Below are 22,752 nucleotides of genomic sequence, written 5' to 3' on the forward strand. Positions count from 1 at the left end.
AGGTGAAAGTGCTGCTATTCGCCCAGTTGCCGAAAAATAGTGTAGGTACTCGCGCCACCCGAGGTGAGTGCGCTCAGAGCTTTCGATGGAGAGGTTTTCGGTCAAAAGTGTCTCAGCGCCGATGGTGAGAGTATTGCTTCCCCAGAATGCCTACGGTTTCCTCCGGAATAGGAATTGGTTGACGATCCAGCGCAACCGAGCCTTGGGTCAGTGAGCGTTGAACTTGTGCGCTTGCGCATCGTACCTCGTGTCTTGTGCAATTACACCGACCGAGATTGGCGACGGCGATCCTGGAGATTTGATTGAGCCATCGAGAGCGTAGTTGGTATTCAAAACCATGCTGGCGATGTTGCTGGAGTTGGAATATTTGGTGACACTCCGGTCGATTCTGAGCTGTCCGCGATATCGCCGTCCGAATCGGTGTGGAAAAAGATAGTGGATGGGCCAGCTGTTCGGTTCCGGGAGAGTAGCGGACGATCCATGCTCCAGGCGCTACTCTTGCGACGCTCGCCATTCGATCCTGGAGCGTGCCGTCGTAGGCAACACGGACGAGCGTACCGTCGCCGATATTCACTTCCATCCGGAAATCGTGATGGGCGTGCCGATGGTCCACTGTGGCGTGACCGAACAATACGTTGGGTGCGCTGTCCCATTTGGCGACGCGAATTGATAGATATCACTTCGCCGAGGCGGAGGATGTCGCGGTAAGGCTCCATTCCATTTCGGTATAATCGTTTCGGTAAAAATATCGACGGCGTCTGCAGGGTTTTCGTCAGTTTTGGATGCGGCCGGGTAATCGAAATCGCTCGTTGATTTTCCGGACGGAGCTGTGAGCTGGGAGGTGGTATTTTCGCTACTAGTGGTGATATTTTGCTGGAAGAAAGAGAAAGAAGAATTTTCGTCATAGGGCGGGATGGTAATCATGTCTGCGCCACTGCTTCTTCCGACGCGGCCATTGCCATGGTTCCCTGGTTTTCGCTTCAGTCTCTGGCTTTGACGATAGGCGAGAGAACACATCGTGGAAGAAGTTGACCGTGCCGATTCCATCCCAGCTACATCGGTATAGTTGGCGTAATCAATGATTTCAGTGGTAATGAAATGCTCAACTTCTCTGCACGGTAGCACCTTGAGTTTGAGCTTCATTTCTTATCAACCTACACTGAGGTTCAGAGATCATCCTTGTGCTTTGGAGTATAAAAATGACTTATAGACTTGGCTTAATATCAACGCCAAAAACCCTGCAAACGCACTACTGCCTCGCTGTCTGGGAGTGCACATGAGGCTTCCACACACGCCTTCTGGCGCGTGGAAGGCGATTTTTGCCCAGGCAGCGTGGGGAGGAGATTCCCGGTATACTGCTGACTGAAAGTTGTGTCCACCCGCTATACCCATATTGGTACCGCCGGTATTGTCGTTTGAGTAAAATGCGACAAGGAGATCCGCCTGCGGTGATGCCGGAAGGCATGGATGGAGCGCGACGCCTCCAGAAAGCGTGGTGCCAGCCAGGTGTTGCTCGAAGCGACCGTTGGAAAGGCATTTGCCGTGAGAACTTTGAGGATAGGTACCGTCGGTCGATTTTTGTATTCGAGTTGGTACTGGCGGTTACGGATCGCCGTGGTCGTGATTGAGGAGCGTCCGGGAGCCTCGTGTTGGTCCTGGTCGAGCGGACAGCCCACATCCTGAAGCTGAAGCCACGAGAAGCGGCGCTTCGCTCCCGTCGTCCGCGCGCCACCGGCTCTTGTTCGATGGATGAACTTCCCGCTTTGAAAGTAGCTTATCATACCCATAGGTAGCGCTCCTGGGTCATTGAAGCTGCGGTAGTAGACTGTGTTCCCGTTGAAGTGAGTGTTTTGCTGTCATGGCGACACCCTTAAGGTGGCTACGTGATCCAAACATCACTCCTGCTCGGTAAATACCAATTCGACCACGCGGATACATTGGGACCATTCATCGATATGTGATGCCGGCTACGGCTACTTCACCTGCCTGACTGGTGGTTCCCGTGGTTCCGCTCGGTGCGGATGTACCACTCGCCGCCGCTTGAGTTGAGGTTGACCAAGTGGAGATGCGTCAAATGGCCCTTTCAATTTCTATAACAAACTGCTGCGTTTTCATCGGATGTCCCGGATCCGGGAGTGATACTTTTGCCCGCCTGTGGCGATTTTGCAGTAGATAGCGCCCTGGTCGACGTTTGTCGCGTCGAGTTACCGCTACTGCTTCCGAGAAGCCCCGATGGTGCGGTGGAGTTTCCGTCGCCCGTAAAATGAGAGTGCACAAAGGAGATTGCCGGCGGTGGCGGCCGAACTCCAAGCATTACTGATTGTGGACGGAAACGCTAGTTTGCTCCGTTTTGTTTGTTTTGGACGATGTCTCCGAAGGCGGCGATGGCGGTTTCTGTTTTGAGCTTGAAGAAATGATAAAAAGAAAACAAAAAACCACACACAAACATTCTGTCTCGTTTTTAGTTTTCTTGGGGTAGGATGAATTTTTTTTGCTAGTGAAACGCGTGTTTGAATAGTTGTTTTGCTCGCTGTAACAAAATCAGGAAGACTTCTCTTCACTGATTATAGCATCGAGCTGGCTTTCTGATTGAGCTTGGAATTCTCAAAACCGCATATTCTTGTTTTGCGGTTTTGGATGATCATTCTTTCGGAGTTAGATTCATCCAGTTGGGTTGCTGAAGGTTGGATGAGAAGGAGGGGTGGAAGGAGTCGAAAGGGGGGAACGGAAGGGTCGGATGGACAGGAGACATGGGACGAAGGGTGAAGGGGACGAAGGGGAATACTGGGTGGAATGGGGGAAATGGGAGTGGAAGGGTAAAGGGGTTTGTCGATAGGGGAATGGTGTTTGCTGGCTGAAGAGGTGGAAGAGGACGAGGGTTGAAGCGGGGAGAACGGGAGGAGTAGATTGTTTCTTTTTCGTTTTCTTCGAATAATGAGGAAGGAGATTATGAGATAGAAGACCGAGGAAGGTGCCGACGGTGATGACGACATTTGGGGATTTGATCCAGAAGCTGGCGATGTGTTGGCAGACTACTTGGCTCTTCTGTCCGTAGGTTGCTTTGAAGGTCGTGGAATTTGCCGATTAGGATATTCCAGAAGCGCGATATCGGGTTTCCCATTGTGTCGAATTTCCGCCGGCTCTCGGGAGGACGCTTTCCTTTTAGGATTTATGTCGAGACGTTCAACGGTGTGTCCGCGCCAATCGGCGATGGCGATATCGCCCGAAGGGCGCAGTGTGGACCGTGCCGGTATTTCGGAGGAAGAGGGTGAAGGCGACGGGCGGCGTCCAGAAGAACCAGGGCGCCGAGAATTCTTCGACGCGCATTTCCTCGCGAATGTCGCCCGGGATGCGCACAAGGAGGAGGCTCCCTGACCATGGTGGAGAGGGCGACCTGCGCCTCTTGGTCTTTGTCTTCGGGAGGTTTGGTGCCGAGGAAGCGACGCCGTAGTGACCGCCCGGCTCGGCGTCGTCCGGCACCTTGATGCGGAAGCGGAATTCGACGACCTGTTCGGGGAGTGCGACTTTGGGGTATAGGAAGGGAGACCCAGTTGGCGATCGAGAAGCGCGAGCTGCTCTCGGCGCCGTCGTCCCGATTTCATACTTGGGTTCGCCACCATCACCGGAAGAAGGTGTGAAGTTTCCCGCGGAGGATAGAGCTCGATCAGGGTTCTTGGTGGGATTGGTAATCTGGATGGTATGCGCCGTTTCTTCGCCAGGCTTCAATGTCATTTCAAATGATGGCGGCGAAAGCGTGAGTCCTTCAGCCGCCACCTCAAACGGAGTCGTTTGAGCCAGTGATATTTTGGCGAAAAAGTAAAATGCTTGCCAAAAAATATGATGATGGCGAATTTTTAAATGATAAATTTCAAATTTCAAAAGAAATTTGAATGATTGAATTTCAAAATTTGTCATTAAAACATATTTTGTAATTTAGATTTTTTCATTTGAAATTATTTTAGAGCAAATACTAAAAAAAGGCTTACGCCCCTCTTTTTGAAAGTAGCGGAGAATATATTCGGCTAAAAGTTCCCGTGCAAATATACGTGATCGTGGTTGAGTAGGCGCCGGCTTGGGTGGTGGCGGCGACGTTTACGATATAGGACACGGTGAAGGTGGTGGAGGCGGTGGCGGCGTTTGCTGTCGCCAGGTTGGTGGTGGTATCAGCGATGAAACGATACTCGTCGGCAGTGTTGTAATCGGAAGCGGGGGCGCCTGTGCCGCCAGAGGGCTCGGCGCCGGTATTGGGGTTGCGTTGTCTTTGAGGTTGATACCCGAACTGCTCGGTGCCGGTCGAGGAAGTGGTCTTGGTTCCCATGGCGTCAATCGTATTTGCGCCGCTCGTCAAGGTGGCGCCGTAGTAGGTGATGGTGTAGCCGCTTGTTGCATTGGTGGCGGCGGCAAGGGTATTGGCGGTGCCGTTATTGAAACCGGTGTTGGAAGAATCGGGATTCAAGACACCACCGGAACAGGTGAGAGACGGTATTTTGCGAGAGCGTGAAGGTGAGATAGGGATCAATGGTGGTTGAAACCACCACCTGATCGTCATCGACGATTGCAGTTGCGATTTGTCCCGTGTCGCCGAAAGTACCGGTAATGGCAATGACATAGTTTGCGGCGGTTGTCGGATTGTCGATTTGAGATCGCCGCCCGGAGGCGTTGGTGCCGATTTCGACGACAACTTTCCATCCGGCGGTGATCGCGGTGCCACCGCTACTCGGATAGGTGAGGGTGAGGACGCGATTCTCGGTGCCAGAAAAGGCGGCGCCCCAGGTTGCGGCACCGGCCGATCCGGCGAGTGTTGCTTCGTTTTCATAGCCGGTCGAGGCGCCGTAGGAGAGAATCGACATCGCCAAAATCAAGACCGGTTGCATCAAAATCCGACGGGAAGGTGACAATAATAGTATCCCGTCACTTCCGCGGCGCCGGTCGGCGATGTGAATCCGGATCGGTGATTGGAAAACTCGTCTTTTTGACGCGACTCTGAGTGTCGGAGAGCGCGGTAAGAGAGGCGGCCTTGGCTTGATTTACGAATACGCCAAGAGAGATAACAAAAACAAGGACGACTGAGAACGCTCCGCCTAGAGCATTTTTCATTTGCGCCCAAACGGGTTTTCGCCTGCGTCTTTTGGAAGGCATAATTTTGTTTTCCAGTGAGACTCTTTTTTTGAATTCTCTATCTCAGAATCCCTTCTATGGGAAATAGTTAAAGTATTTTTGTTTTTTACGAAGGAGTCGAGAGAATTAATGTCAAATACTTAGAGCTCTTCACTTTTCTCATGCTCTCCGCTAGGATGGAAATATGAAAGAACTCTTGCAATCAGCACTCAAAGACGCATTCCAATCACTTTTCGATGAAGGAGGGAAGACTCTTTCGTGTGAAGGGGAACCTTCTTTCGATGTGACATTCCCAAAAGATGACTCGCATGGAGACTATACATCGAACATTGCTCTTTTCGCTTGCGAGGCATTTGAAGCAATCGCCACTTGATATAGCTCACCGTCTTGAAGAGCAGTTGTCCAAGGATAATCGCTTGAGACAATTTACTATTGAAGTTATTTGCTCGGGGTATATCAATTTTTCGGCCACTCCGGAGATGCTTGCGGAATTGTAGCGGAAATATGCGCCAAGAAGAATGAATATGGCGCACAAGAGCTCAATGATCATGGCAAGATTCTTCTGGAATTCATCTCTGCCAACCCGACCGGACCGCTCCATATGGGGAATGCTCGCGGAGGATTCTTTTGGTGATACGCTCTCGCGAATTCTGAAGAAGTGCGGCTATGACGTTTCAACTGAATATTATGTGAATGATGCCGGGGAGCAGGTTGCGAAGCTTGGGCATAGTGTCCTTAAAGATACTGAAGCGGTATATGGTGGTGAGTATATCGATGATCTTGGGAAGAGATGGGCGCGACAGTCGGAACTTCGAGTAGACCGATCCGCGAGTTGTTGGAGCGTGGGCAGGGCGGATTGTTCTGGAAGAATACATTCAGAAAACCGTTTCGGAGCGAATGGGAATATCGTTTGACGATTTTATCTCTGAAAAAAACGATATCGTCGAGGCAGGATATGTCGATCGGGCAATCTCGTTTCTCAAAGAGGAGGGACTGACCCATGAAGAGCAAGGCGCTCTTTGGCTTCGGACGACGGTATGGTGATGATAAAGACCGAGTACTCATAAAAGCAAATGGAGAAAGGACCTATTTTGCGTCGGACTGTGGGTATCTTCTCCACAAAAAGGAACGTGGCTTTGACCGAATCAGCGAGGTCTGGGGTGCTGATCACCATGGGTATGTGGCGAGGTTTCACGCGGCGGCGGAGGCACTTGGCTTTGCCGGGATCGAGTGACGTTTACACTGGTTCAATTGGTACCGCTTGGTAAAGAATGGTCAGAAGTCCGCATGTCCAAGCGCGCTGGGAATATCGTGACGGTAGATGAATTGCTCAATCGGATTGATGTTGATGTGGTGCGATTCTTCTTTCTCATGTATTCCCTGATACACATGAATTTCGATATGGGACTTGCCGAAGAGCGAAGTCAGAAGAACCCGGTCTTCTATGTACAGTATGCTCATGCGCGTATGGCGAGTATTTTCCGGAAAGCCGAAGAAGAACTTGGTATGAATATGCAAGAATTCTCTGTCAATCAAGAAGAAATACACCTTCAGAATTCGAAAGAGATTCTTTTGGTGCGACACTTGGCGAGATTTTCAGAAGTGCTTTGCTCTGCCGTTGGAAACGTCTACTGTGCACCAGCTTCCTCAGTATGCGATTCGTCTCGCCGATCTTTTCCACTCGTTTTACAACGAATGTACGGTTCTTGATTCCGGGAATATGCCCGTGACACGATCACGTCTCGCGCTTGTCGGTGCGACCAAGAATGTGTACTCGCGGAGACGCTTCGATTGATTGGTGTCTCTGTGCCAGAGAGGATGTGAGGCAATTTTCTTGTGGCGCGTTCTTTGACAGTGCTTGGCGCTTTGTTATGCTGACCAAAGTGTCAGTTTTTCTTTTCTTTCTATGTCCACCCCGCTTCATATTTTGAAAACGCAGGTTTAGGTTTGATCCGTTTCGCTCTCATCAGGAGGCGATTATCGAAGCAGTGCTCGCTGGGAGAGATGCCTTTGTGCTCATGCCGACGGGCGGTGGGAAGTCGCTTTGCTATCAGATTCCAGCGCTCCTTTTGCCAAATGTCACTGTGGTTATTTCGCCACTCATCGCGCTGATGAAGGATCAGTGGATGCACTTCCGGGTGGCTGGTGTTGCGGCGGAATATCTCAATTCGTCGCTCTCGCCCGAAGAGCAGGATCGGGTGCTCGCCTCTCTTGTGCGCAGGAAGACGAAGCTCTTGCATATTGCGCCCGAGCGACTTTTGGCGCGTCATCCCTTGTTCCGTTCTTGCAAGAAGTGGGCGTGTCACTTTTTGCGGTTGATGAGGCGCACTGTATCTCGGCATGGGGACATGATTTTCGTCCGGAGTATCGCTTCCTTTCCGACCTCAAGAAATTCTTCTCTGCGACGCCGACGGTCGCGCTCACGGCAACGGCGGACGATTTGACGAGTCAGGATATTGTCGAACGACTCGCGCTCCACTCACCGCTCTTTTTCAAATCGAGCTTTGACCGTCAAATATCCACTATACTATCAACCGAAAGCAAAGATTTTGAGCGATTGATTCGCTATCTTGCAACGCGCCGCAATGATTCCGGTATTGTCTATACGCTGTCACGGAAATCTGCTGACAGTGTGGCAAGGCGACTTACTGAAGCAGGATTCTCGGCGCTATCCTATCATGCAGGGCTCGATGCGAGTGTACGAGACAAACATCAGGGTCGATTTCTCCGCGATGAGACCAAGATTATTGTTGCGACGATTGCTTTTGGTATGGGAATCAACAAGTCCAATGTGCGATTTGTTGTCCATATGGATCTCCCCAAGAATATCGAGCTACTATCAGGAGACGGGGCGTGCTGGCCGGGATGGTCTTCAGAGTGAAGCGCTCCTCTTCTATTCGCCGGCAGATGTGCAGAAGCTCGCACGGTTTGCACTCGTTGATGGGAATGAAGAGCAATCGGTCGTTATGCTCCGCAAGCTCAAACAGCTGGCAGACCTCTGCGAGGCAAATGTGTGCCGACGACATCTCATCTTGCGCTATTTCGGTGAAGTTTTTCCAGAATCATGCGATGCCTGTGATGTGTGTCTCTCCGAACGGACGACATTTGATGGCACGCTTATTGCGCAGAAATTGCTTTCGGCAGTCTTTCGTCTCCATGAGCGAGTTGGTCTTGGCTATACTATAGGACGTGCTTCGCGGATCGAAATCCGAGAAGATCTGCCCTGAGCATCGTGCCATAAAAACTTTGGCGCGGGCACAGACACTTCTCGGGAAGCGTGGTTTCGCTATGCCAAGGATCTCATCGCATTGGGATTCCTGAAGCAAGTGGGCGAACCATACCCGACACTTTCACTGACAGAGAAGAGCGCTGCTGTACTTCGTGGTGAGACACGGGTAATGCTGACCGCTTCAGTGGAAGTCAAAAAGGAAGTAGAGGTAGTCATTCCTGCTCACGAAGCGACACTTCTCGATCAACTCAAAGCGCTTCGTACGGACTATGCGCAGAAAGAAAACGTGCCGCCCTACATTATCTTCTCCGATGCGACACTTCTCGAGCTTGCCACATTTCTTCCATCGGACATATCCGAGCTTGCGAATCTCTGGCTTCGGAGAAGTGAAGACGCGGCGATATGGCAAAGCCTTCCTCAGTGTTGTCGCTACCTATTGTCGAGAACACGGACTGTCATCAAAATGTCGGAGAAAATTTCGGTTCGGTTCTCGCGAAAGATAAGGTGACGCAGAAGTCTGTTTGCCGAGAGACAGGGGTCTCAGCGCGATAGAGACGCACTTTTGGAAAGTTGAGATTTCTCAACTTCGCTCGGAAATGGCTATGGCTTCCGCTCTATCGTTTCAAGCAAAGTATTTTCTCTCGTATTCTGCGGAGGGCGAGTTGTTTCAGAAGATGCGCGTGTGATGATACAATGGTGATATCAAAACCCCCTCTATGAAACTCTCCCTCACATTTCCTCCAGTGGGGCGGCATCGCCGCCGTGCTGCTTGTTGTCGTCGGACTCAAACTACGATTTCGAATCCAAAGCCAGCATGCAGCTCAATGGTTCTGTCGAGAGCTCGCTCTCCCAATCCCTCCGCGGCTACTGGAAACTCGATGACGGCTCCGGCACCAACGCGACCGACAGTAGCGGAAACACGAACACCCTCGCCATGACCGGCTCCCCCGAGTTGGACGACGGGGAATATCGGTCCATACGCTCTCGACTTCTCCGGCTCCGGACAATACCTCTCCGTCGCCGATCCCGCAAGCGGTGTCCTCGACTTTGCCGATGGCGCCGACTTCTCCATCACCGGCTGGTTCAACCGAGACTTTTCACCGCCGATCACGATCGTCGCCAAGAAAACAGATCTAACGACCAATGCCGGCTATGTGCTATGGATAGATAACAATGGAGGAACCGATTACCTCAACTTCGAGATCGCCGATGGAACCGATACCTACAGCGTCGCTTCCTCTACCGACTTCAGCGCGACCGGTTGGCACAACTTTGCCGCCGTCTGGGATGACTCGAACGGCATGTATCTCTATATAGATGGCGGTCTCAACAGTAGCACGACCACATCAACCGCAAGTATCGGCAGTCTCGCCAATACCAATGCCTTCCGTATCGGCGCGGAATCAGATGCGGGCGTTCCCTTTGACGGGAAGCTCCGACGATATTCGCGTCTATGGCTCCGCCCTGAGCGCAAGCGATGTCTTGAAGCTCTACCAAACGACCGCGCCGGCACAGCCGGTCGACACAGGGCTCGTCGGGCACTGGACCTTTGACGGACCGGATATTGCGGGGACGACCGCGATCGATCGGTCAAGTTTGGGAATAATGGAACGATAACGGGAGCGGTACCGACGATCGGGAAATTGGGCCAGGGGATGGGGTTTGATGGGACGGCGTCTACCTCAATCGATGCCGGGTCGGGGAGTTCTCTCGATAATCTGCCTGCCATGACCATAGCTTTCTGGGTGCGCATTGAATCCTTCCCGACCTTAAAGAACTATGTCCTCTCGAAAGATTTGAATTGTTGCGGCGCGTCGGTCGGATGGATAACATCATTCCATTCGTACTACAAAATGTTTGCCCTCGAAGTACAATACGATGGCGGAACGAATTTGAACGCGAGTACACCGGACAATAGTTTCACTAGCAGTGACTTCGGAGTATGGACGCATGTGGCAGTCACTTGGACAGGAGCCAGTCAACATCGGGTATGACCTTCTACAAAAAACGGAGTCAGCTTTGACAACAAGCAATTGGGATGACGGAATAGGGGAGCCGTGCTGATGATAGCGGCTATCCGGTTACAAATTGGCGCCGCCCCAAACTACGAAGGGGAAATGGAATTGACGGCTCCCTCGACGATATACGCCTCTATACCCGCGTCCTCTCGGCGACGGAAGTAGTGAACCTCTATACTCTCCAGGCGGTAGGGTGATAGATGGAACGAGAAGCTTAGATACCTCATTCAATCCATTCAAGCGTGTTCATTTGTAAAAAATAATTTTCTAGCCGTCATCCATACTGCCCCTCAAAATATCGGTCAAGAAGAGAATGTTTCCATCAGTTTTCTTTTCGGTCACTGCCCTTTTTCTGTTCGTCGGTATTTCTTCAAGCGCCGAAGCAACCAAACAAATATGTGCGCCAGGTGCTTCTGGGAGTGGGAGCGATTGGGCGAACGCGTATGCGACATTGCCGAGCGATCTGACCCGCGGCGATACCTACTACATCGCGGATGGGAGTTACGGCAGCTACACCTTCGACGACAACGCCAGCGGTACAACGCCGATCACTATCAAGAAATGCACTGCGAGCGATCAAGGACGGAGACGGGGTACAGTTCGGCTTATTGCGACGGGCAGGCGGTATTTGGGTCATTTATTTTTGCGAGTGACTACTGGATTATTGATGGTGCAACGCGGAATGAAAGTAATTGGGCTGATGGTGGTGCGTACGGTTTCCGCGTATCAACGTTCTCGGCGAACACGTCATTCTCGCCGGGAGTGTGCGCATCTAATCTGACAATGCAGTATGTGAACGCAGGGGGCACGCCCACGGAAACCCGCCGACAGGCGGCGTGGACGCAGCATTTTTATATAGGCGGTTTTGATGAATATTGTCAGAATTGGACGATGTCTCACAACTATGTGCACGACACAATCACAACCTATCATATGAATGGAGTACGGGGCGGGTTGATCGAGTACAGCTATATCGTAAATGGATGGTCAAAAGGAAGCGATCCGCGGTCAAATTTGTATGAGCAATTTTCCATTCGGCATAATATCTTCAAGGATTCCTGTCAGGGGAATCCTGCCGATCCCACAGCTGGTGCTTGTACTGGGACAATTGCCCTTTTTGATGGTTTTACGAAAACTCGGCATACGGGCTAATTCGAAAATCTACGGAAATGTTTTATGGGTAATCAATAGTGCATCTATGCAAGATGCTATCATTGTTATCGGTGGATCAAACGACAATGTTCCGGGAGTGGAAATCTACAATAATACCCTGGCGGGTTTTAAGGAAGGGAATCTCGCTGGCTTGGTCCGAGGTTCGGGTAGCGTATGCCGAAACAATCTGTCATACGATACTGCCGCATCGGTTGCCTATAGTTGCTCGTCATCGTCAAATAACATTCACAGTAATATTTCCCCGTTCGTCAACTACTCAGGAGGAGATTTCCGCCTGTCTGGAGCTACGGCGGCGGGTTATTCTGGGTTCCTACAACGCGGATTTATTGAGCAATACCCGCGGGGCCGACGGGCACCTGGGACATCGGCGCCTACGAGTACACCTCCGGCTCTAGTACCCCGACACCACTTCTCCCACTTCTCCCACCGGCCTCGCCGCAAACGCCACGAGCCAATCGAGCATCACCGTCTCCTGACCGCCTCGACCGATCCGATAGTCGCGGGACAGACCACCTCAGGTATTTCCAATTACATCGTCGAGCGCTGCCAAGGCTCCGGTTGTTCCACCTTCACCCAAGTCGGCACTCCGACCACCTCTCCCTTCGTCGACTCCGGCCTCACGCCAAACACCTTTTACAACTACTCACGTCCGCGCTGACCGATGCCCGGGAATCTCTCCGGCTGGTCCAATGTGGTCGGTGCCACCACGCAGTCGGGCGGAGTCAATTATTACATCCGTGACGGAGGCACATCCTCAACCTGTACCGACTGGACGAATGCCTGTGGATTCGCTTCCCGTCGACTCTGGTGCGCGGGGCAACCTACTATATCGCGGATGGGAGTTACGGCAGCTACACCTTCGACGACGACGCGAGCGGTACGACACCGATTACAATCAAGAAATGCATTGCGAGCGATCACGGGACGGGGACGGGATACAGTGCGGACTATTGCGACGGGCAGGCGGTATTTGGCGGTCTGTATTTGCTCTCGCCCTTACTATGTCATCGACGGCGCCACGCGAAAATGAAAGTAACTGGAAGGACGCCGGGGCTTATGGCATTAGAGCGACTGAAGTTCGGGCGTCTCGGCTCGATGGAGGACATTTCCCATCAGGTGAATGCTCGGCGGATAATCTGTCGTTCAGCTATTTGCACGTCGGCAATACGGGACTACTTATGCCACATACACCGGGTCGAGATCTTTTTATCTAGGCGGGTTTGGGGCGGTGCGCTAGCCTGCCAAAAATTGGTCGATCTCTCGGGTACTTATTCAGAACACGCTGGAGTTGCAGTGCGCTGGCGGCGAAGGGCTTCTTGTTGAGAAAAGCTGTTTTACAAAGGTTGGTCCAAGGAAGCAATAGGGGGCAAGTGCATTGCAAGGATGCGATTGTTCGATGGAATATTTTTGAGGATTCATGTCACAATCCGCAAGAGGGCTATGCTTGTACTGGTGAAATTGCTGCTTGGGATGGAAATGCCAACTCAATGGATGCGTGGCAATCTATGGTAATGTCTTCTACAAGACAGGGCAAGACACTTATCTCAATACAGACGCTGTTGTGATGATTGGAGATACGGTTGGTCCTGGGCCGACATTAATAATTCCGTTGCATACGACAATACTATTGCAGGAATTAAGGTTGGTTATAATTCGAGCATCCACTAAACGGTGGCACAGGCAATGTCTGTCGCAATAATCTCTGGTATGATACCAAGACCAGTGGTTGTTCCGCGAATACTTCTAGCAATAATATCCTAGCTACTAGCAATCCGTTTGTTAATTATCCGGGCGGCGATTTGCGATTGTCCGGTACCACGGCGGCGGGTTATTCTCTGGGTTCACCCTACAACGCGGATTTATTGGGCAGCACCCGCGGTGCCGACGGCACCTGGGACATCGGCGCCTACGAGTACACCTCCGGCTCTAGTACCCCTGACACCACTTCTCCCACGTCTCCCATTTTACAACTATCATGTCCGCGCAACCGATGCCGCCGGGAATCTCTCCGGCTGGAGCAATGTGGTCGGCGCCACCACACAAGCTCCTGATACGCAAGCGCCCACAGCTCCGAGTAATCTCCAAACCTCCGTCGTCTCATCCTCCAGCATCAACCTCGCCTGGACGGCAAGCACAGACAATGTCGCCGTCACCAATTACACCGTCGAACGCTGCTCCGGAACTTCCTGCACCACCTTCACCCAAATCGCCACTCCAACGACCAACTCCTACTCCGACGCCGGTCTTACGGGAACGACGACCTACCGCTACCGAGTCCTCGCAACCGATGCCGCCAACAACACTTCCCCCTACTCAAATATTGCTTCCGCCACGACCCCCGAGACACCTCCCGTCTCCCAGTATCTCCAGGCGGGCTACAACTTTGCCGAAGGCACCGGCACCACGACCCAAGACATCTCCGGTCACAATCACACCGGTACTCTCTCCAATACCACCTGGTCGACGAGCGGCAAATACGGAAACGCTCTCGACTTTAACGGAACGAGCAGCTCTGTCGGTATTGGAAACTGGAACATTCCCGGAAGCGCCATCACCCTAAGCGCCTGGGTACGGGCGGACGACTGGAAGACGGACGATGTCCGCATCCTCTCCAAAGCAACCGACAGTACCGAACAGGGACATACCTGGATGCTCTCCGATTCCAATAGTCTCCTCCGCTTCCGCCTCAAAACCGGTGGCACAACCACAACCCTCGTTGCAACGAGCGGCACTCTCCAAACAAATGTCTGGACTCATGTCGCCGCGGTCTATGACGGAAGCACGATGACACTCTACAAAGACGGACTCGAAGTCGGAAGCCAAGCCAAAACCGGCACCATCGATCAAAACACCGCCAACATTTCAATCGGAGCAAACCCGAAGGCTCCAACTCCTTTGACGGTACGATAGACGATGTCCGCATCTACAACAAGGCGCTCACGCAACAAGAAATCCAAACCGATATGAATACCCCGCTCACCCAAGGAGGAAGCGGAACCCAAGTTTGCAACACCGTGACGACCGCGAACTTCTCCGATGCCGCTTACAACAGTTACGGCGCGCCTTTCGATGCGTTTCAAACGAGTACGAATCTGATGAATGCACTGTGCACCAGCGCCGACACGCATACCATCACGTTCACGACCGGAGTAACGGAGACACCGCGAGAATCGTCTACACCAAAGGCTACTGGTACGATGCAATAGGAAGCGCCTGGCGACAATACACCGGCACCTGCACGGGAGCGCTCAATGGCGAGTGGTGCCAAGGCTCCGTCTCCGCGACGATCACGGATGCCAATGTCTCCACTTCCGGGACGGGCTCACCCACCTACCTGGTCGGGATGACCTGCAGTGTGCAGGGAGGTGGGTGGAAGTGTGGGTGTAGAGATACGACGTGCGCGAATTTTTCGTGGCAGATACAGGGAGCGGGGATGTAGAAACGAAGATTTTGCGTCCCAATTATCTTTCCAACCTATGTTTTCTATCCGACTCTTTCTTGGACAATCATTGCGCTTTTTCTTGCTGTGGGGGCGGGGTTCTACTGGAAACACCAAGGGCAGAATGAATCAAAAGCCGGGACGACGGTGAATGCGCCCGAAACAACAATCAATACGCTCACGACCGGACTCGTCGGGCATTGGACATTTGATGCCCTCGATATCTCCGGGACGACGGTAACGGATCGGGGAACCGGAGGAAATGACGGGACGATCACGGGAGCAGTGCCAGCCTTGGGGAAACTGGGTCAGGGGATGGGGTTTGATGGGGGTGGGGATTATGTTTGCATGGGCGATGTCCTTGCATTCGAACGTACCGACCCATTTTCGCTTTCGGCATGGGTTCATCTCGCGACAGACTCGGATGTAGACGGTTCAATAATCGGAAAGATGGGTCCTACCCCTGATCAGCGAGGATACGACATCTATGCTTCGACCGCTTCATGGAAAGCGAATATTCGAAACAGCGATTCCGGTTCCAATGGCATCACCGTGAATGGACTTTCCGATATCGCCGATGAAACATGGCACCATATCGCTGTGACGTATGACGGTTCCTCGAGCGCTTCGGGGGTCACTCTGTACGTCGATGGCGCGGATGATACGGGCACGACTGACATGGATACGCTTTCCGCTACCATTGTCTCGAGTGCGGATTTTTCGATGGGCACACGAAACTGCACCCCTTCGCCCATCTTTGATGTTAAGGGGGTGATCTGACGATGTTCGCATCTACTCCCGCGCGCTCACCCAAGCGGAAGTCTACCAGCTCTCCACTGCCGGCGTGGCGACGGTGAACGCTCCTGTCGAAGACCCCTCTCCCAATCCCTCCGCGGCTACTGGAAACTCGATGACGGCTCCGGCACCAATGCGACCGACAGTAGTGGAAATGCAAACACCCTCGCCATGACTGGCTCTCCCGGTTGGGTGACCGGAAACATCGGTCCCTCTGCCCTCGACTTCTCCGGAAGCGGACAATACCTCTCCGTCGCCGATCCCGCAAGCGGTGTCCTCGACTTTGCCAATGGAGCCGACTTCTCCCTCACAGGCTGGTTCAATCGAGACACTTTCACCGCCGACCACACCATCGTCGCCAAGAAAACCGACCAAGCTACCAATGCCGGCTATGTCGTCTGGATAGATGCCTCTACCGATACGGTCAACTTCGAAATTTCTGATGGTACCTATACCTACGAAGCAGACTCTACCACAACATTCACATCAACCGGTTGGCATCACTTCACTGCCGTCTGGGATGATAGTCGTGGTGCCTCTGTCTATATCGACGGAGGACTCAATGGAAGCACAGAAACCTCTACCAGTAGTATAGGAGACCTCTCGAACGCCAATGCCTTCCGTATCGGAGCCGAATCCGACGCCGGAGTTCCTTTTGATGGCAAGCTCGATGATATCCGCGTCTATGGCTACGCTCTCTGCTGACGAAGTAAAGAAGCTCTACAATACCACGAGCCCCGCCCAACCCGTCGACACCTCCTTGGTTGGGCACTGGACGTTTGATGGTCCGGATATTCAGGGAGTACCGCAATAGACAGGAGTAGCTTCGGGAACAATGGGACGATAACGGGAGCGGTACCGGTGAAGGGGAAATTGGGCCAGGGGATGAGTTTTGATGGGGATGGGGATTATGTGTATGCCGGGTCGGGGTCGTCGCTTGCCAATTTGAGCGCTCTCACGATTTCATTTGGATGAATTTGGATTCGTTTGGCCAGAATAGCCAGGGAAATGTTATCAACAAAGGTTCCGATTGTTGCACGCCTTTGGAAGGATTTCTCGTGAGAGTGGACGGAATATATAATTTTGTCGTATTTGGTGTTGATTATGATGGAGCGACAGATCTTGCAATGCAGTCCCTTGATAATTCTCTGACGAGTTCAGATTTCGGTATCTGGAATCATATCGCGGTGACATGGACCGGATCATCCGCAGCGACGAGCGTCGTCATATACAAGAACGGACAAAATGTCACTCAGTCATCCGGCGACAATGGCATCGGAAGTCGGAGAGACGATTCCGGATCGGGTTTCCATATTGGAGTTGATGCAGGATGGCCCATTGCGCGTGCTTTTGATGGGAAACTCGACGATGTCCGCCTCTACAATCGTGTCCTCTCGGCAACGGAAGTAATGAATCTCTATACTCTCGGGCGGTAGGGCGATAGATGGAACGAGAAGCATAGATACCTCATTCAATCCATTCAAGCGTTCATTTGTAAAAAATAATTTTCTAGCCGTCATCCTATGCTACCCCTCAAAATATCGGTCAAGAAGAGAATGCTCCGATCAGTCTTCTTTTCGGTCACTGCCCTTTTTTTGTTCATCGGTATTTCTTCAAGCGCCGAAGCGGCAAACAAATATGTGCGCCAGGGTGCTTCTGGGAACGGGAGCGATTGGACGAACGCGTATGCGACATTGCCGAGCGATCTGACCCGCGGCGATACCTACTATATCGCGGATGGGAGTTACGGCAGCTACACCTTCGACGACAACGCCAGCGGCACAACGCCGATCACGATTAAGAAATGCACTGCGAGCGATCATGGGACGGAGACTGGGTACAGTTCGGCTTATTGCGACGGGCAGGCGGTATTTGGGTCATTTATTTTTGCGAGTGACTACTGGATTATTGATGGTGCAACGCGGAATGAAAGTAATTGGGCTGATGGTGGTGCGTACGGTTTCCGCGTATCAACGTTCTCGGCGAACACGTCATTCTCGCCGGGAGTGTGCGCATCTAATCTGACAATGCAGTATGTGAACGCAGGGGGCACGCCCACGGGAAACCCGCCGACAGGCGGCGTGGACGCAGCATTTTATATAGGCGGTTTTGATGAATATTGTCAGAATTGGACGATGTCTCACAACTATGTGCACGACACAATCACAACCTATCATATGAATGGAGTACGGGGCGGGTTGATCGAGTACAGCTATATCGTAAATGGATGGTCAAAGGAAGCGATCCGCGGTCAAATTTGTATGAGCAATTTTTCCATTCGGCATAATATCTTCAAGGATTCCTGTCAGGGGAATCCTGCTGATCCCACAGCTGGTGCTTGTACTGGGACAATTGCCCTTTTTGATGGTTACGAAAACTCGGCATGCTGGGCTAATTCGAAAATCTACGGAAATGTTTTATGGGTAACCAATAGTGCATCTATGCAAGATGCTATCATTGTTATCGGTGGATCAAACGACAATGTTCCGGGAGTGGAAATCTACAATAATACCCTGGCGGGTTTTAAGGAAGGGAATCTCGCTGTCTTGGTCCGAGGTTCGGGTAGCGTATGCCGAAACAATCTGTCATACGATACTGCCAGATCGGTTGCCTATAGTTGCTCGTCATCGTCAAATAACATTCACAGTAATATTTCTCCGTTCGTCAACTACTCAGGAGGAGATTTCCGCCTGTCTGGAGCTACGGCGGCGGGTTATTCTCTGGGTTCACCCTACAACGCGGATTTATTGAGCAATACCCGCGGTGCCGACGGCACCTGGGACATCGGCGCCTACGAGTACACCTCCGGCTCTAGTACCCCCGACACCACGTCTCCCACTTCTCCCACCGGCCTCGCCGCAAACGCCACGAGCCAATCGAGCATCACCGTCTCCTGGACCGCCTCGACCGATCCGACAGTCGCAGGACAAACCACGTCAGGTATTTCCAATTACGTCGTCGAACGCTGCCAAGGAACAGGCTGTTCCACCTTCACCCAAGTCGGCACTCCGACCACCTCTCCCTTCGTCGACTCCGGCCTCACGCCAAACACCTTTTACAACTATCACGTCCGCGCGACCGATGCCGCCGGGAATCTCTCCGGCTGGTCCAATGTGGTCGGCGCCACCACACAAGCTCCTGATACGCAAGCGCCCACAGCTCCGAGTAATCTCCAAACCTCCGTCGTCTCATCCTCCAGCATCAACCTCGCCTGGACGGCAAGCACAGACAATGTCGCCGTCACCAATTACACCGTCGAACGCTGCTCCGGAACTTCCTGCACCACCTTCACCCAAATCGCCACTCCAACGACCAACTCCTACTCCGACGCCGGTCTTACGGGAACGACGACCTACCGTTACCGAGTCCTCGCAACCGACGCCGCCAACAACCTCTCCCCCTATTCGAATATTGCTTCCGCGACCACGCCCGTTGCGCCTCCCGTCTCCCAGTATCTCCAGGCGGGCTACAACTTTGCCGAAGGTACCGGCACCACCACCCAAGACATCTCCGGTCACAACCACGCCGGTACTCTCTCCAATACAACTTGGTCGACGAGCGGCAAATACGGAAACGCTCTCGACTTTAACGGAACGAGCAGCTCTGTCGGTATTGGAAACTGGAACATTCCCGGAAGCGCCATCACCCTAAGCGCCTGGGTACGGGCGGACGACTGGAAGACGGACGATGTCCGCATCCTCTCCAAAGCAACCGACAGTACCGAACAGGGTCATACCTGGATGCTCTCCGATTCCAATAGTCTCCTCCGCTTCCGCCTCAAAACCGGTGGCACAACCACAACCCTCGTTGCAACGAGCGGCACTCTCCAAACAAATGTCTGGACTCATGTCGCCGCGGTCTATGACGGAAGCACGATGACACTCTACAAAGACGGACTCGAAGTCGGAAGCCAAGCCAAAACCGGCACCATCGATCAAAACACCGCCAACATTTCAATCGGAGCAAATCCCGAAGGCTCCAACTCCTTTGACGGTACGATAGACGATGTCCGCATCTACAACAAGGCGCTCACGCAATCAGAAATCCAAACCGATATGAATACGGCGCTTACTTCGGGAGGAGGCGGTACGGTCGCCTGCAACACGGTGACGACCGCGAACTTTTCCGATGCCGCTTACAACAGTTACGGCGCGCCTTTCGATCCCTTCACGAGTAACACCCCGCTTGTCAATGTGACCTGTAACAGCGCCGATACCGACACGATCACTCTCACGACCGGCATAACCGGCGACACGACCCGCATCGTCTACACCAAAGGCTACTGGTACGATGCAATAGGAAGCGCCTGGCGACAATACACCGGCACCTGCACGGGAGCGCTCAATGGCGAGTGGTGCCAAGGCTCCGTCTCCGCGACGATCACGGATGCCAATGTCTCCACTTCCGGGACGGGCTCACCCACCTACCTGGTCGGGATGACCTGCAGTGTGCAGGGAGGTGGGTGGAAATGCGGATGTCGGGACACGAGTTGTACGAATTTCTCGTGGCAGATTCAAGGGGCGGGACAGTGAGAGTTCAAAGTTAAAAGTGAAAAATTCAAAGTTGAGGGAATTGCGTACGGGCGATTCCGGGTAATCGCCCTGTTCCCGTATTGTATTCCCATTTGCGCATTTGTATCCGCGCCCATTCCCGTTTTTCGTTCCCGCATACGGGTACGGGTACGGGGCGATTACGAAGAATCGCCCCTACCAAACGGGAACAGATACGCATCCGGGAACGGAAACGAGCCTGCATTCGGGTGCCGGCCTTGAATCATGATTTGCTTGATTAAAGGATGGAGAGGATTGCGTACGGGCGATTCCGGGTAATCGCCCCATGTTTTTGTTTTTGTCTGTTACGAAGCACGTCTTCTTCGCAATACGAATATGGGAATAAAGAAATTGACCGTTTGCTCGTTTTTTGTTATGATTCGCTTATGACCACACGATCCATACTTGCCACATTCAGGATTTTTCAAAAATCTCCGACTAAGAGTGCACTCCGTCGGAGCTATTTTGGCGCGTTTGAAAAGAAAATGGTCTATCGAACTACGAAGAGTGAAAACCCAGAACTCTCAATGAAAACGGTCAATGCGGTTTTCCGGAAATTGAGAACCAAAACGCATGCGTCATCTCGGTGAAACCAGCTACAAGCAAACGGCCTTTGGCATTCTCCCGCGTTCCAAACTGATTCCCCTCGAAGTGGAAGGAATCAAACGGGCGTGGGATTTTGTTGTGAAGAAAAGCGAGGAGGGAGCGGATATGCTCACGCTTCAATTCTTACAAGAAGCGCACCGCGAAGGTTTCGGATGGATATTCCCCGACATGGGTGGCAAATTTCGAACAATCGATGTCTCTGTTTCTCACCATACGCCCCCGAAATTTTACCTCGTTCCCGGACTCATGGATGATTTCCTGAAAGATGTTCACGTGAGGATGGAGAGTTTGTTGAAAGTTGAGAACGATACTTTTATAGACGAGCTTGTCACCCTTCTCGCGTGGGCGCATCACCGATTTCTCTGGATCCATCCGTTCTTGGATTACAACGGACGCATCGGTCGATTGCTTAACAATATCATTCTCCTCTCGCTCGATTTTCCGCCAATCGAACTTAAGGTGGAGACAAAATCAGGGAGAAAGGCATATGTTGAGGCGCTTCAAGCGGCGGATTCCGGCAACCTCTCCGCGCTGGAAGAAATGGTAAAAGCTGCTTTTACCGAAGCGGCGGAAAAAATGAAGGAGTTGCCCGAATAGCAACGATCAGTAGTATCGGCGACACCACCCGAATCGTCTACACCAAAGGCTACTACTATGATCCCGGTATTGCTGACTGGCATCAGTTTACCGGCACCTGTACAGGTGCCCTCAATGGAGAATGGTGCCAAGGAAGTATCACTGCTTCCATTACCGATACCGATATCTCGACTGCGAGTGCCATAGACCCTGCCTACTTTGTCGGGATGACCTGCAGTATCCAAGGTGGTGGATGGAAGTGTGGGTGTCGGGATACAACGTGTTCAAACTTCTATTGGCAGGTGCAGGGGGCGGGGTTGTAGAGTGAGGGGTGATGGATTACTTACATCACATATCACATTGACTTTCTTCTTGTTTTCGAAGATACTGTGAGTAAGGGAAAGGTTTTTATTTCATCTGCTTTTTGGCAGAGGGTTTTTGTTTGTGTTATGAATATCTCCATTGCAGCGGAAACGCTCTTCCATCTTTGGGGGTTTCCAGTGACCAATACCATTGTACTGACACTCATTATCAGCGGTGCGCTCATCATTTTCTCAGTGCTTTTCTTTAAGAAACTCACGCTTGTGCCGGGGAAATTGCAGTCAGGTGTCGAGGCGGTGTTTGAGATGCTCTGGAGTCTTGTGGTAGATGTTGCCGGAAATGATCGTTTGGCACGGAAGTTCTTTCCAATTGTGGCGACGATTTTCCTTTTTGTGCTGTTCTCAAATTGGATTGAGTTGGTACCAGGACTTGGCACGGTGGGACTTCGCGCGGGACACGAGACGATTCCGTTTTTGCGAAGCGCTTCTGCGGATCTTAATATGACACTTGCTCTTTCTCTGGTAGTGGTATTCTTGGTGCAGTTTATCGGTATTGCGACGATTGGTGTTGCAAAATATGCGAGCAAGTTCCTCGTGAGTCCTTTTCAGAAGCCTTATGGTGTTGGGACTTTCATGGGACTTTTGGAATTGATGGGGGAGGCGACGCGTGTTATTTCGTTCTCATTTCGTCTCTTTGGAAATATTTTTGCCGGGGAAGTACTTCTCATCGTTGTGCTCAATCTTGTGCCGTATTTTGTGCCGCTTCCGTTTCTTTTCCTGGAGCTCTTTGTGGGTGTGGTGCAGGCGGCGGTGTTCTCCATTCTGACGCTCGTATTTCTCAAGATGGCGACACTTGAGCCAGAGCACGCGCATTAGGTTTGTCCAGTTGTATTTCGAATAGTCATGGGAGCAGTTCAAATATTTTAGT

29 protein-coding genes and 2 pseudogenes are annotated in these 22,752 nt (G+C 52.1%); 25 read left to right on the top strand and 6 right to left on the bottom strand.

Features of this window, described 5'->3' with window-relative positions:
- Positions 1-112 precede the first annotated feature (112 nt).
- A complete protein-coding gene (locus IPJ67_00005) occupies positions 113-580 on the bottom strand; it encodes a hypothetical protein (protein QQR77529.1) in 468 nt (155 codons plus the stop codon).
- Complete coding sequence (locus IPJ67_00010; GenBank protein ID QQR77530.1) at positions 571-1,143, bottom strand: hypothetical protein; 573 nt, start codon at positions 1,141-1,143, stop codon at positions 571-573. The genes IPJ67_00005 and IPJ67_00010 overlap by 10 nt, the downstream gene beginning before the upstream one ends.
- Before the next feature lie 308 nt (positions 1,144-1,451).
- Here IPJ67_00010 and IPJ67_00015 point away from each other — a divergent pair, with 308 nt between their 5' ends.
- Positions 1,452-1,628: a hypothetical protein gene (locus IPJ67_00015; protein ID QQR77531.1), complete on the top strand. Its 177-nt coding sequence runs from the start codon at positions 1,452-1,454 to the stop codon at positions 1,626-1,628.
- A 1,555-nt stretch (positions 1,629-3,183) separates the two neighbouring features.
- Here IPJ67_00015 and IPJ67_00020 read toward each other — a convergent pair.
- The 4 genes from IPJ67_00020 to IPJ67_00035 all read right to left on the bottom strand — a co-directional run bounded on the left by IPJ67_00020 (position 3,184) and on the right by IPJ67_00035 (position 5,097).
- Positions 3,184-3,915, bottom strand: coding sequence for a hypothetical protein (locus tag IPJ67_00020; GenBank protein ID QQR77532.1), 732 nt, complete (start codon positions 3,913-3,915; stop codon positions 3,184-3,186).
- A 67-nt stretch (positions 3,916-3,982) separates the two neighbouring features.
- On the bottom strand, positions 3,983-4,519 hold the full coding sequence (locus IPJ67_00025; GenBank protein ID QQR77533.1) for a hypothetical protein: 537 nt from the start codon (positions 4,517-4,519) through the stop codon (positions 3,983-3,985).
- A complete protein-coding gene (locus IPJ67_00030) occupies positions 4,422-4,874 on the bottom strand; it encodes a hypothetical protein (protein QQR77534.1) in 453 nt (150 codons plus the stop codon). Before IPJ67_00030 ends, IPJ67_00025 begins: the two co-directional genes overlap by 98 nt.
- A gap of 37 nt (positions 4,875-4,911) precedes the next feature.
- Complete coding sequence (locus IPJ67_00035) at positions 4,912-5,097, bottom strand: hypothetical protein (GenBank protein ID QQR77535.1); 186 nt, start codon at positions 5,095-5,097, stop codon at positions 4,912-4,914.
- 205 nt (positions 5,098-5,302) lie between these two features.
- Here IPJ67_00035 and IPJ67_00040 point away from each other — a divergent pair, with 205 nt between their 5' ends.
- The 24 genes and pseudogenes from IPJ67_00040 (at position 5,303) to atpB (ending at position 22,700) form a co-directional block, all read left to right on the top strand.
- Complete coding sequence (locus IPJ67_00040) at positions 5,303-5,491, top strand: hypothetical protein (protein ID QQR77536.1); 189 nt, start codon at positions 5,303-5,305, stop codon at positions 5,489-5,491.
- Complete coding sequence (locus IPJ67_00045; protein QQR77537.1) at positions 5,472-5,615, top strand: hypothetical protein; 144 nt, start codon at positions 5,472-5,474, stop codon at positions 5,613-5,615. The genes IPJ67_00040 and IPJ67_00045 overlap by 20 nt, the downstream gene beginning before the upstream one ends.
- Positions 5,616-5,642: 27 nt before the next feature.
- Positions 5,643-6,032, top strand: coding sequence for a hypothetical protein (locus tag IPJ67_00050; protein ID QQR77538.1), 390 nt, complete (start codon positions 5,643-5,645; stop codon positions 6,030-6,032).
- A complete protein-coding gene (locus IPJ67_00055) occupies positions 6,016-6,162 on the top strand; it encodes a hypothetical protein (protein QQR77539.1) in 147 nt (48 codons plus the stop codon). The genes IPJ67_00050 and IPJ67_00055 overlap by 17 nt, the downstream gene beginning before the upstream one ends.
- Positions 6,119-6,352, top strand: a complete 234-nt coding sequence (locus IPJ67_00060) for a hypothetical protein (protein QQR77540.1) — start codon at positions 6,119-6,121, stop codon at positions 6,350-6,352. The genes IPJ67_00055 and IPJ67_00060 overlap by 44 nt, the downstream gene beginning before the upstream one ends.
- Positions 6,353-6,405: 53 nt before the next feature.
- On the top strand, positions 6,406-6,828 hold the full coding sequence (locus IPJ67_00065; protein ID QQR77541.1) for a hypothetical protein: 423 nt from the start codon (positions 6,406-6,408) through the stop codon (positions 6,826-6,828).
- 334 nt (positions 6,829-7,162) lie between these two features.
- Positions 7,163-7,999 (top strand): RecQ family ATP-dependent DNA helicase, encoded by an 837-nt coding sequence (locus IPJ67_00070; protein ID QQR77542.1) that lies wholly within the window; start codon positions 7,163-7,165, stop codon positions 7,997-7,999.
- A gap of 28 nt (positions 8,000-8,027) precedes the next feature.
- A complete protein-coding gene (locus tag IPJ67_00075; GenBank protein ID QQR77543.1) occupies positions 8,028-8,345 on the top strand; it encodes a RecQ family zinc-binding domain-containing protein in 318 nt (105 codons plus the stop codon).
- A gap of 15 nt (positions 8,346-8,360) precedes the next feature.
- Positions 8,361-8,855: pseudogene (locus tag IPJ67_00080) on the top strand (HRDC domain-containing protein).
- A gap of 460 nt (positions 8,856-9,315) precedes the next feature.
- Entirely contained in the window at positions 9,316-9,900 is a 585-nt protein-coding gene (locus IPJ67_00085; protein ID QQR78015.1) for a LamG domain-containing protein, read from the top strand.
- 90 nt (positions 9,901-9,990) lie between these two features.
- Complete coding sequence (locus IPJ67_00090) at positions 9,991-10,341, top strand: hypothetical protein (protein ID QQR77544.1); 351 nt, start codon at positions 9,991-9,993, stop codon at positions 10,339-10,341.
- Positions 10,342-10,761: 420 nt separating this feature from the next.
- Positions 10,762-11,517 (top strand): hypothetical protein, encoded by a 756-nt coding sequence (locus IPJ67_00095; protein QQR77545.1) that lies wholly within the window; start codon positions 10,762-10,764, stop codon positions 11,515-11,517.
- A gap of 46 nt (positions 11,518-11,563) precedes the next feature.
- A complete protein-coding gene (locus tag IPJ67_00100; protein QQR77546.1) occupies positions 11,564-12,196 on the top strand; it encodes a hypothetical protein in 633 nt (210 codons plus the stop codon).
- A gap of 31 nt (positions 12,197-12,227) precedes the next feature.
- Entirely contained in the window at positions 12,228-12,752 is a 525-nt protein-coding gene (locus IPJ67_00105; GenBank protein ID QQR77547.1) for a hypothetical protein, read from the top strand.
- A 129-nt stretch (positions 12,753-12,881) separates the two neighbouring features.
- Positions 12,882-13,103: a hypothetical protein gene (locus IPJ67_00110; GenBank protein ID QQR77548.1), complete on the top strand. Its 222-nt coding sequence runs from the start codon at positions 12,882-12,884 to the stop codon at positions 13,101-13,103.
- A 211-nt stretch (positions 13,104-13,314) separates the two neighbouring features.
- Positions 13,315-14,448: a fibronectin type III domain-containing protein gene (locus IPJ67_00115; protein ID QQR77549.1), complete on the top strand. Its 1,134-nt coding sequence runs from the start codon at positions 13,315-13,317 to the stop codon at positions 14,446-14,448.
- A pseudogene (locus tag IPJ67_00120) lies at positions 14,406-14,744 on the top strand (hypothetical protein). Before IPJ67_00115 ends, IPJ67_00120 begins: the two are co-directional and overlap by 43 nt.
- The gene (locus IPJ67_00125; GenBank protein QQR77550.1) at positions 14,645-14,977 is read left to right on the top strand and encodes a hypothetical protein; all 333 of its coding nucleotides are present in this window, start codon (positions 14,645-14,647) and stop codon (positions 14,975-14,977) included. The pseudogene IPJ67_00120 and the gene IPJ67_00125 overlap by 100 nt, the downstream one beginning before the upstream one ends.
- Before the next feature lie 87 nt (positions 14,978-15,064).
- Entirely contained in the window at positions 15,065-15,757 is a 693-nt protein-coding gene (locus IPJ67_00130) for a hypothetical protein (GenBank protein QQR77551.1), read from the top strand.
- Positions 15,758-15,943: 186 nt separating this feature from the next.
- Positions 15,944-16,477 carry a LamG domain-containing protein gene (locus tag IPJ67_00135; GenBank protein ID QQR77552.1) on the top strand — a complete coding sequence of 178 codons (534 nt, stop codon included), beginning with the start codon at positions 15,944-15,946 and terminating at the stop codon, positions 16,475-16,477.
- Positions 16,478-16,743: 266 nt separating this feature from the next.
- Positions 16,744-17,208, top strand: a complete 465-nt coding sequence (locus IPJ67_00140) for a LamG domain-containing protein (GenBank protein QQR77553.1) — start codon at positions 16,744-16,746, stop codon at positions 17,206-17,208.
- Between the two features lie 87 nt (positions 17,209-17,295).
- Positions 17,296-20,304 (top strand): fibronectin type III domain-containing protein, encoded by a 3,009-nt coding sequence (locus tag IPJ67_00145; protein QQR77554.1) that lies wholly within the window; start codon positions 17,296-17,298, stop codon positions 20,302-20,304.
- A 591-nt stretch (positions 20,305-20,895) separates the two neighbouring features.
- On the top strand, positions 20,896-21,525 hold the full coding sequence (locus IPJ67_00150) for a Fic family protein (GenBank protein QQR77555.1): 630 nt from the start codon (positions 20,896-20,898) through the stop codon (positions 21,523-21,525).
- Positions 21,526-21,953: 428 nt separating this feature from the next.
- Entirely contained in the window at positions 21,954-22,700 is a 747-nt protein-coding gene (atpB, locus tag IPJ67_00155; GenBank protein ID QQR77556.1) for a F0F1 ATP synthase subunit A, read from the top strand.
- The last annotated feature ends 52 nt before the right edge of the window (positions 22,701-22,752 follow it).

This window comes from Candidatus Moraniibacteriota bacterium (assembly GCA_016699385.1).
In the GTDB taxonomy this organism is placed as follows: Bacteria; Patescibacteriota; Minisyncoccia; order Moranbacterales; family UBA1568.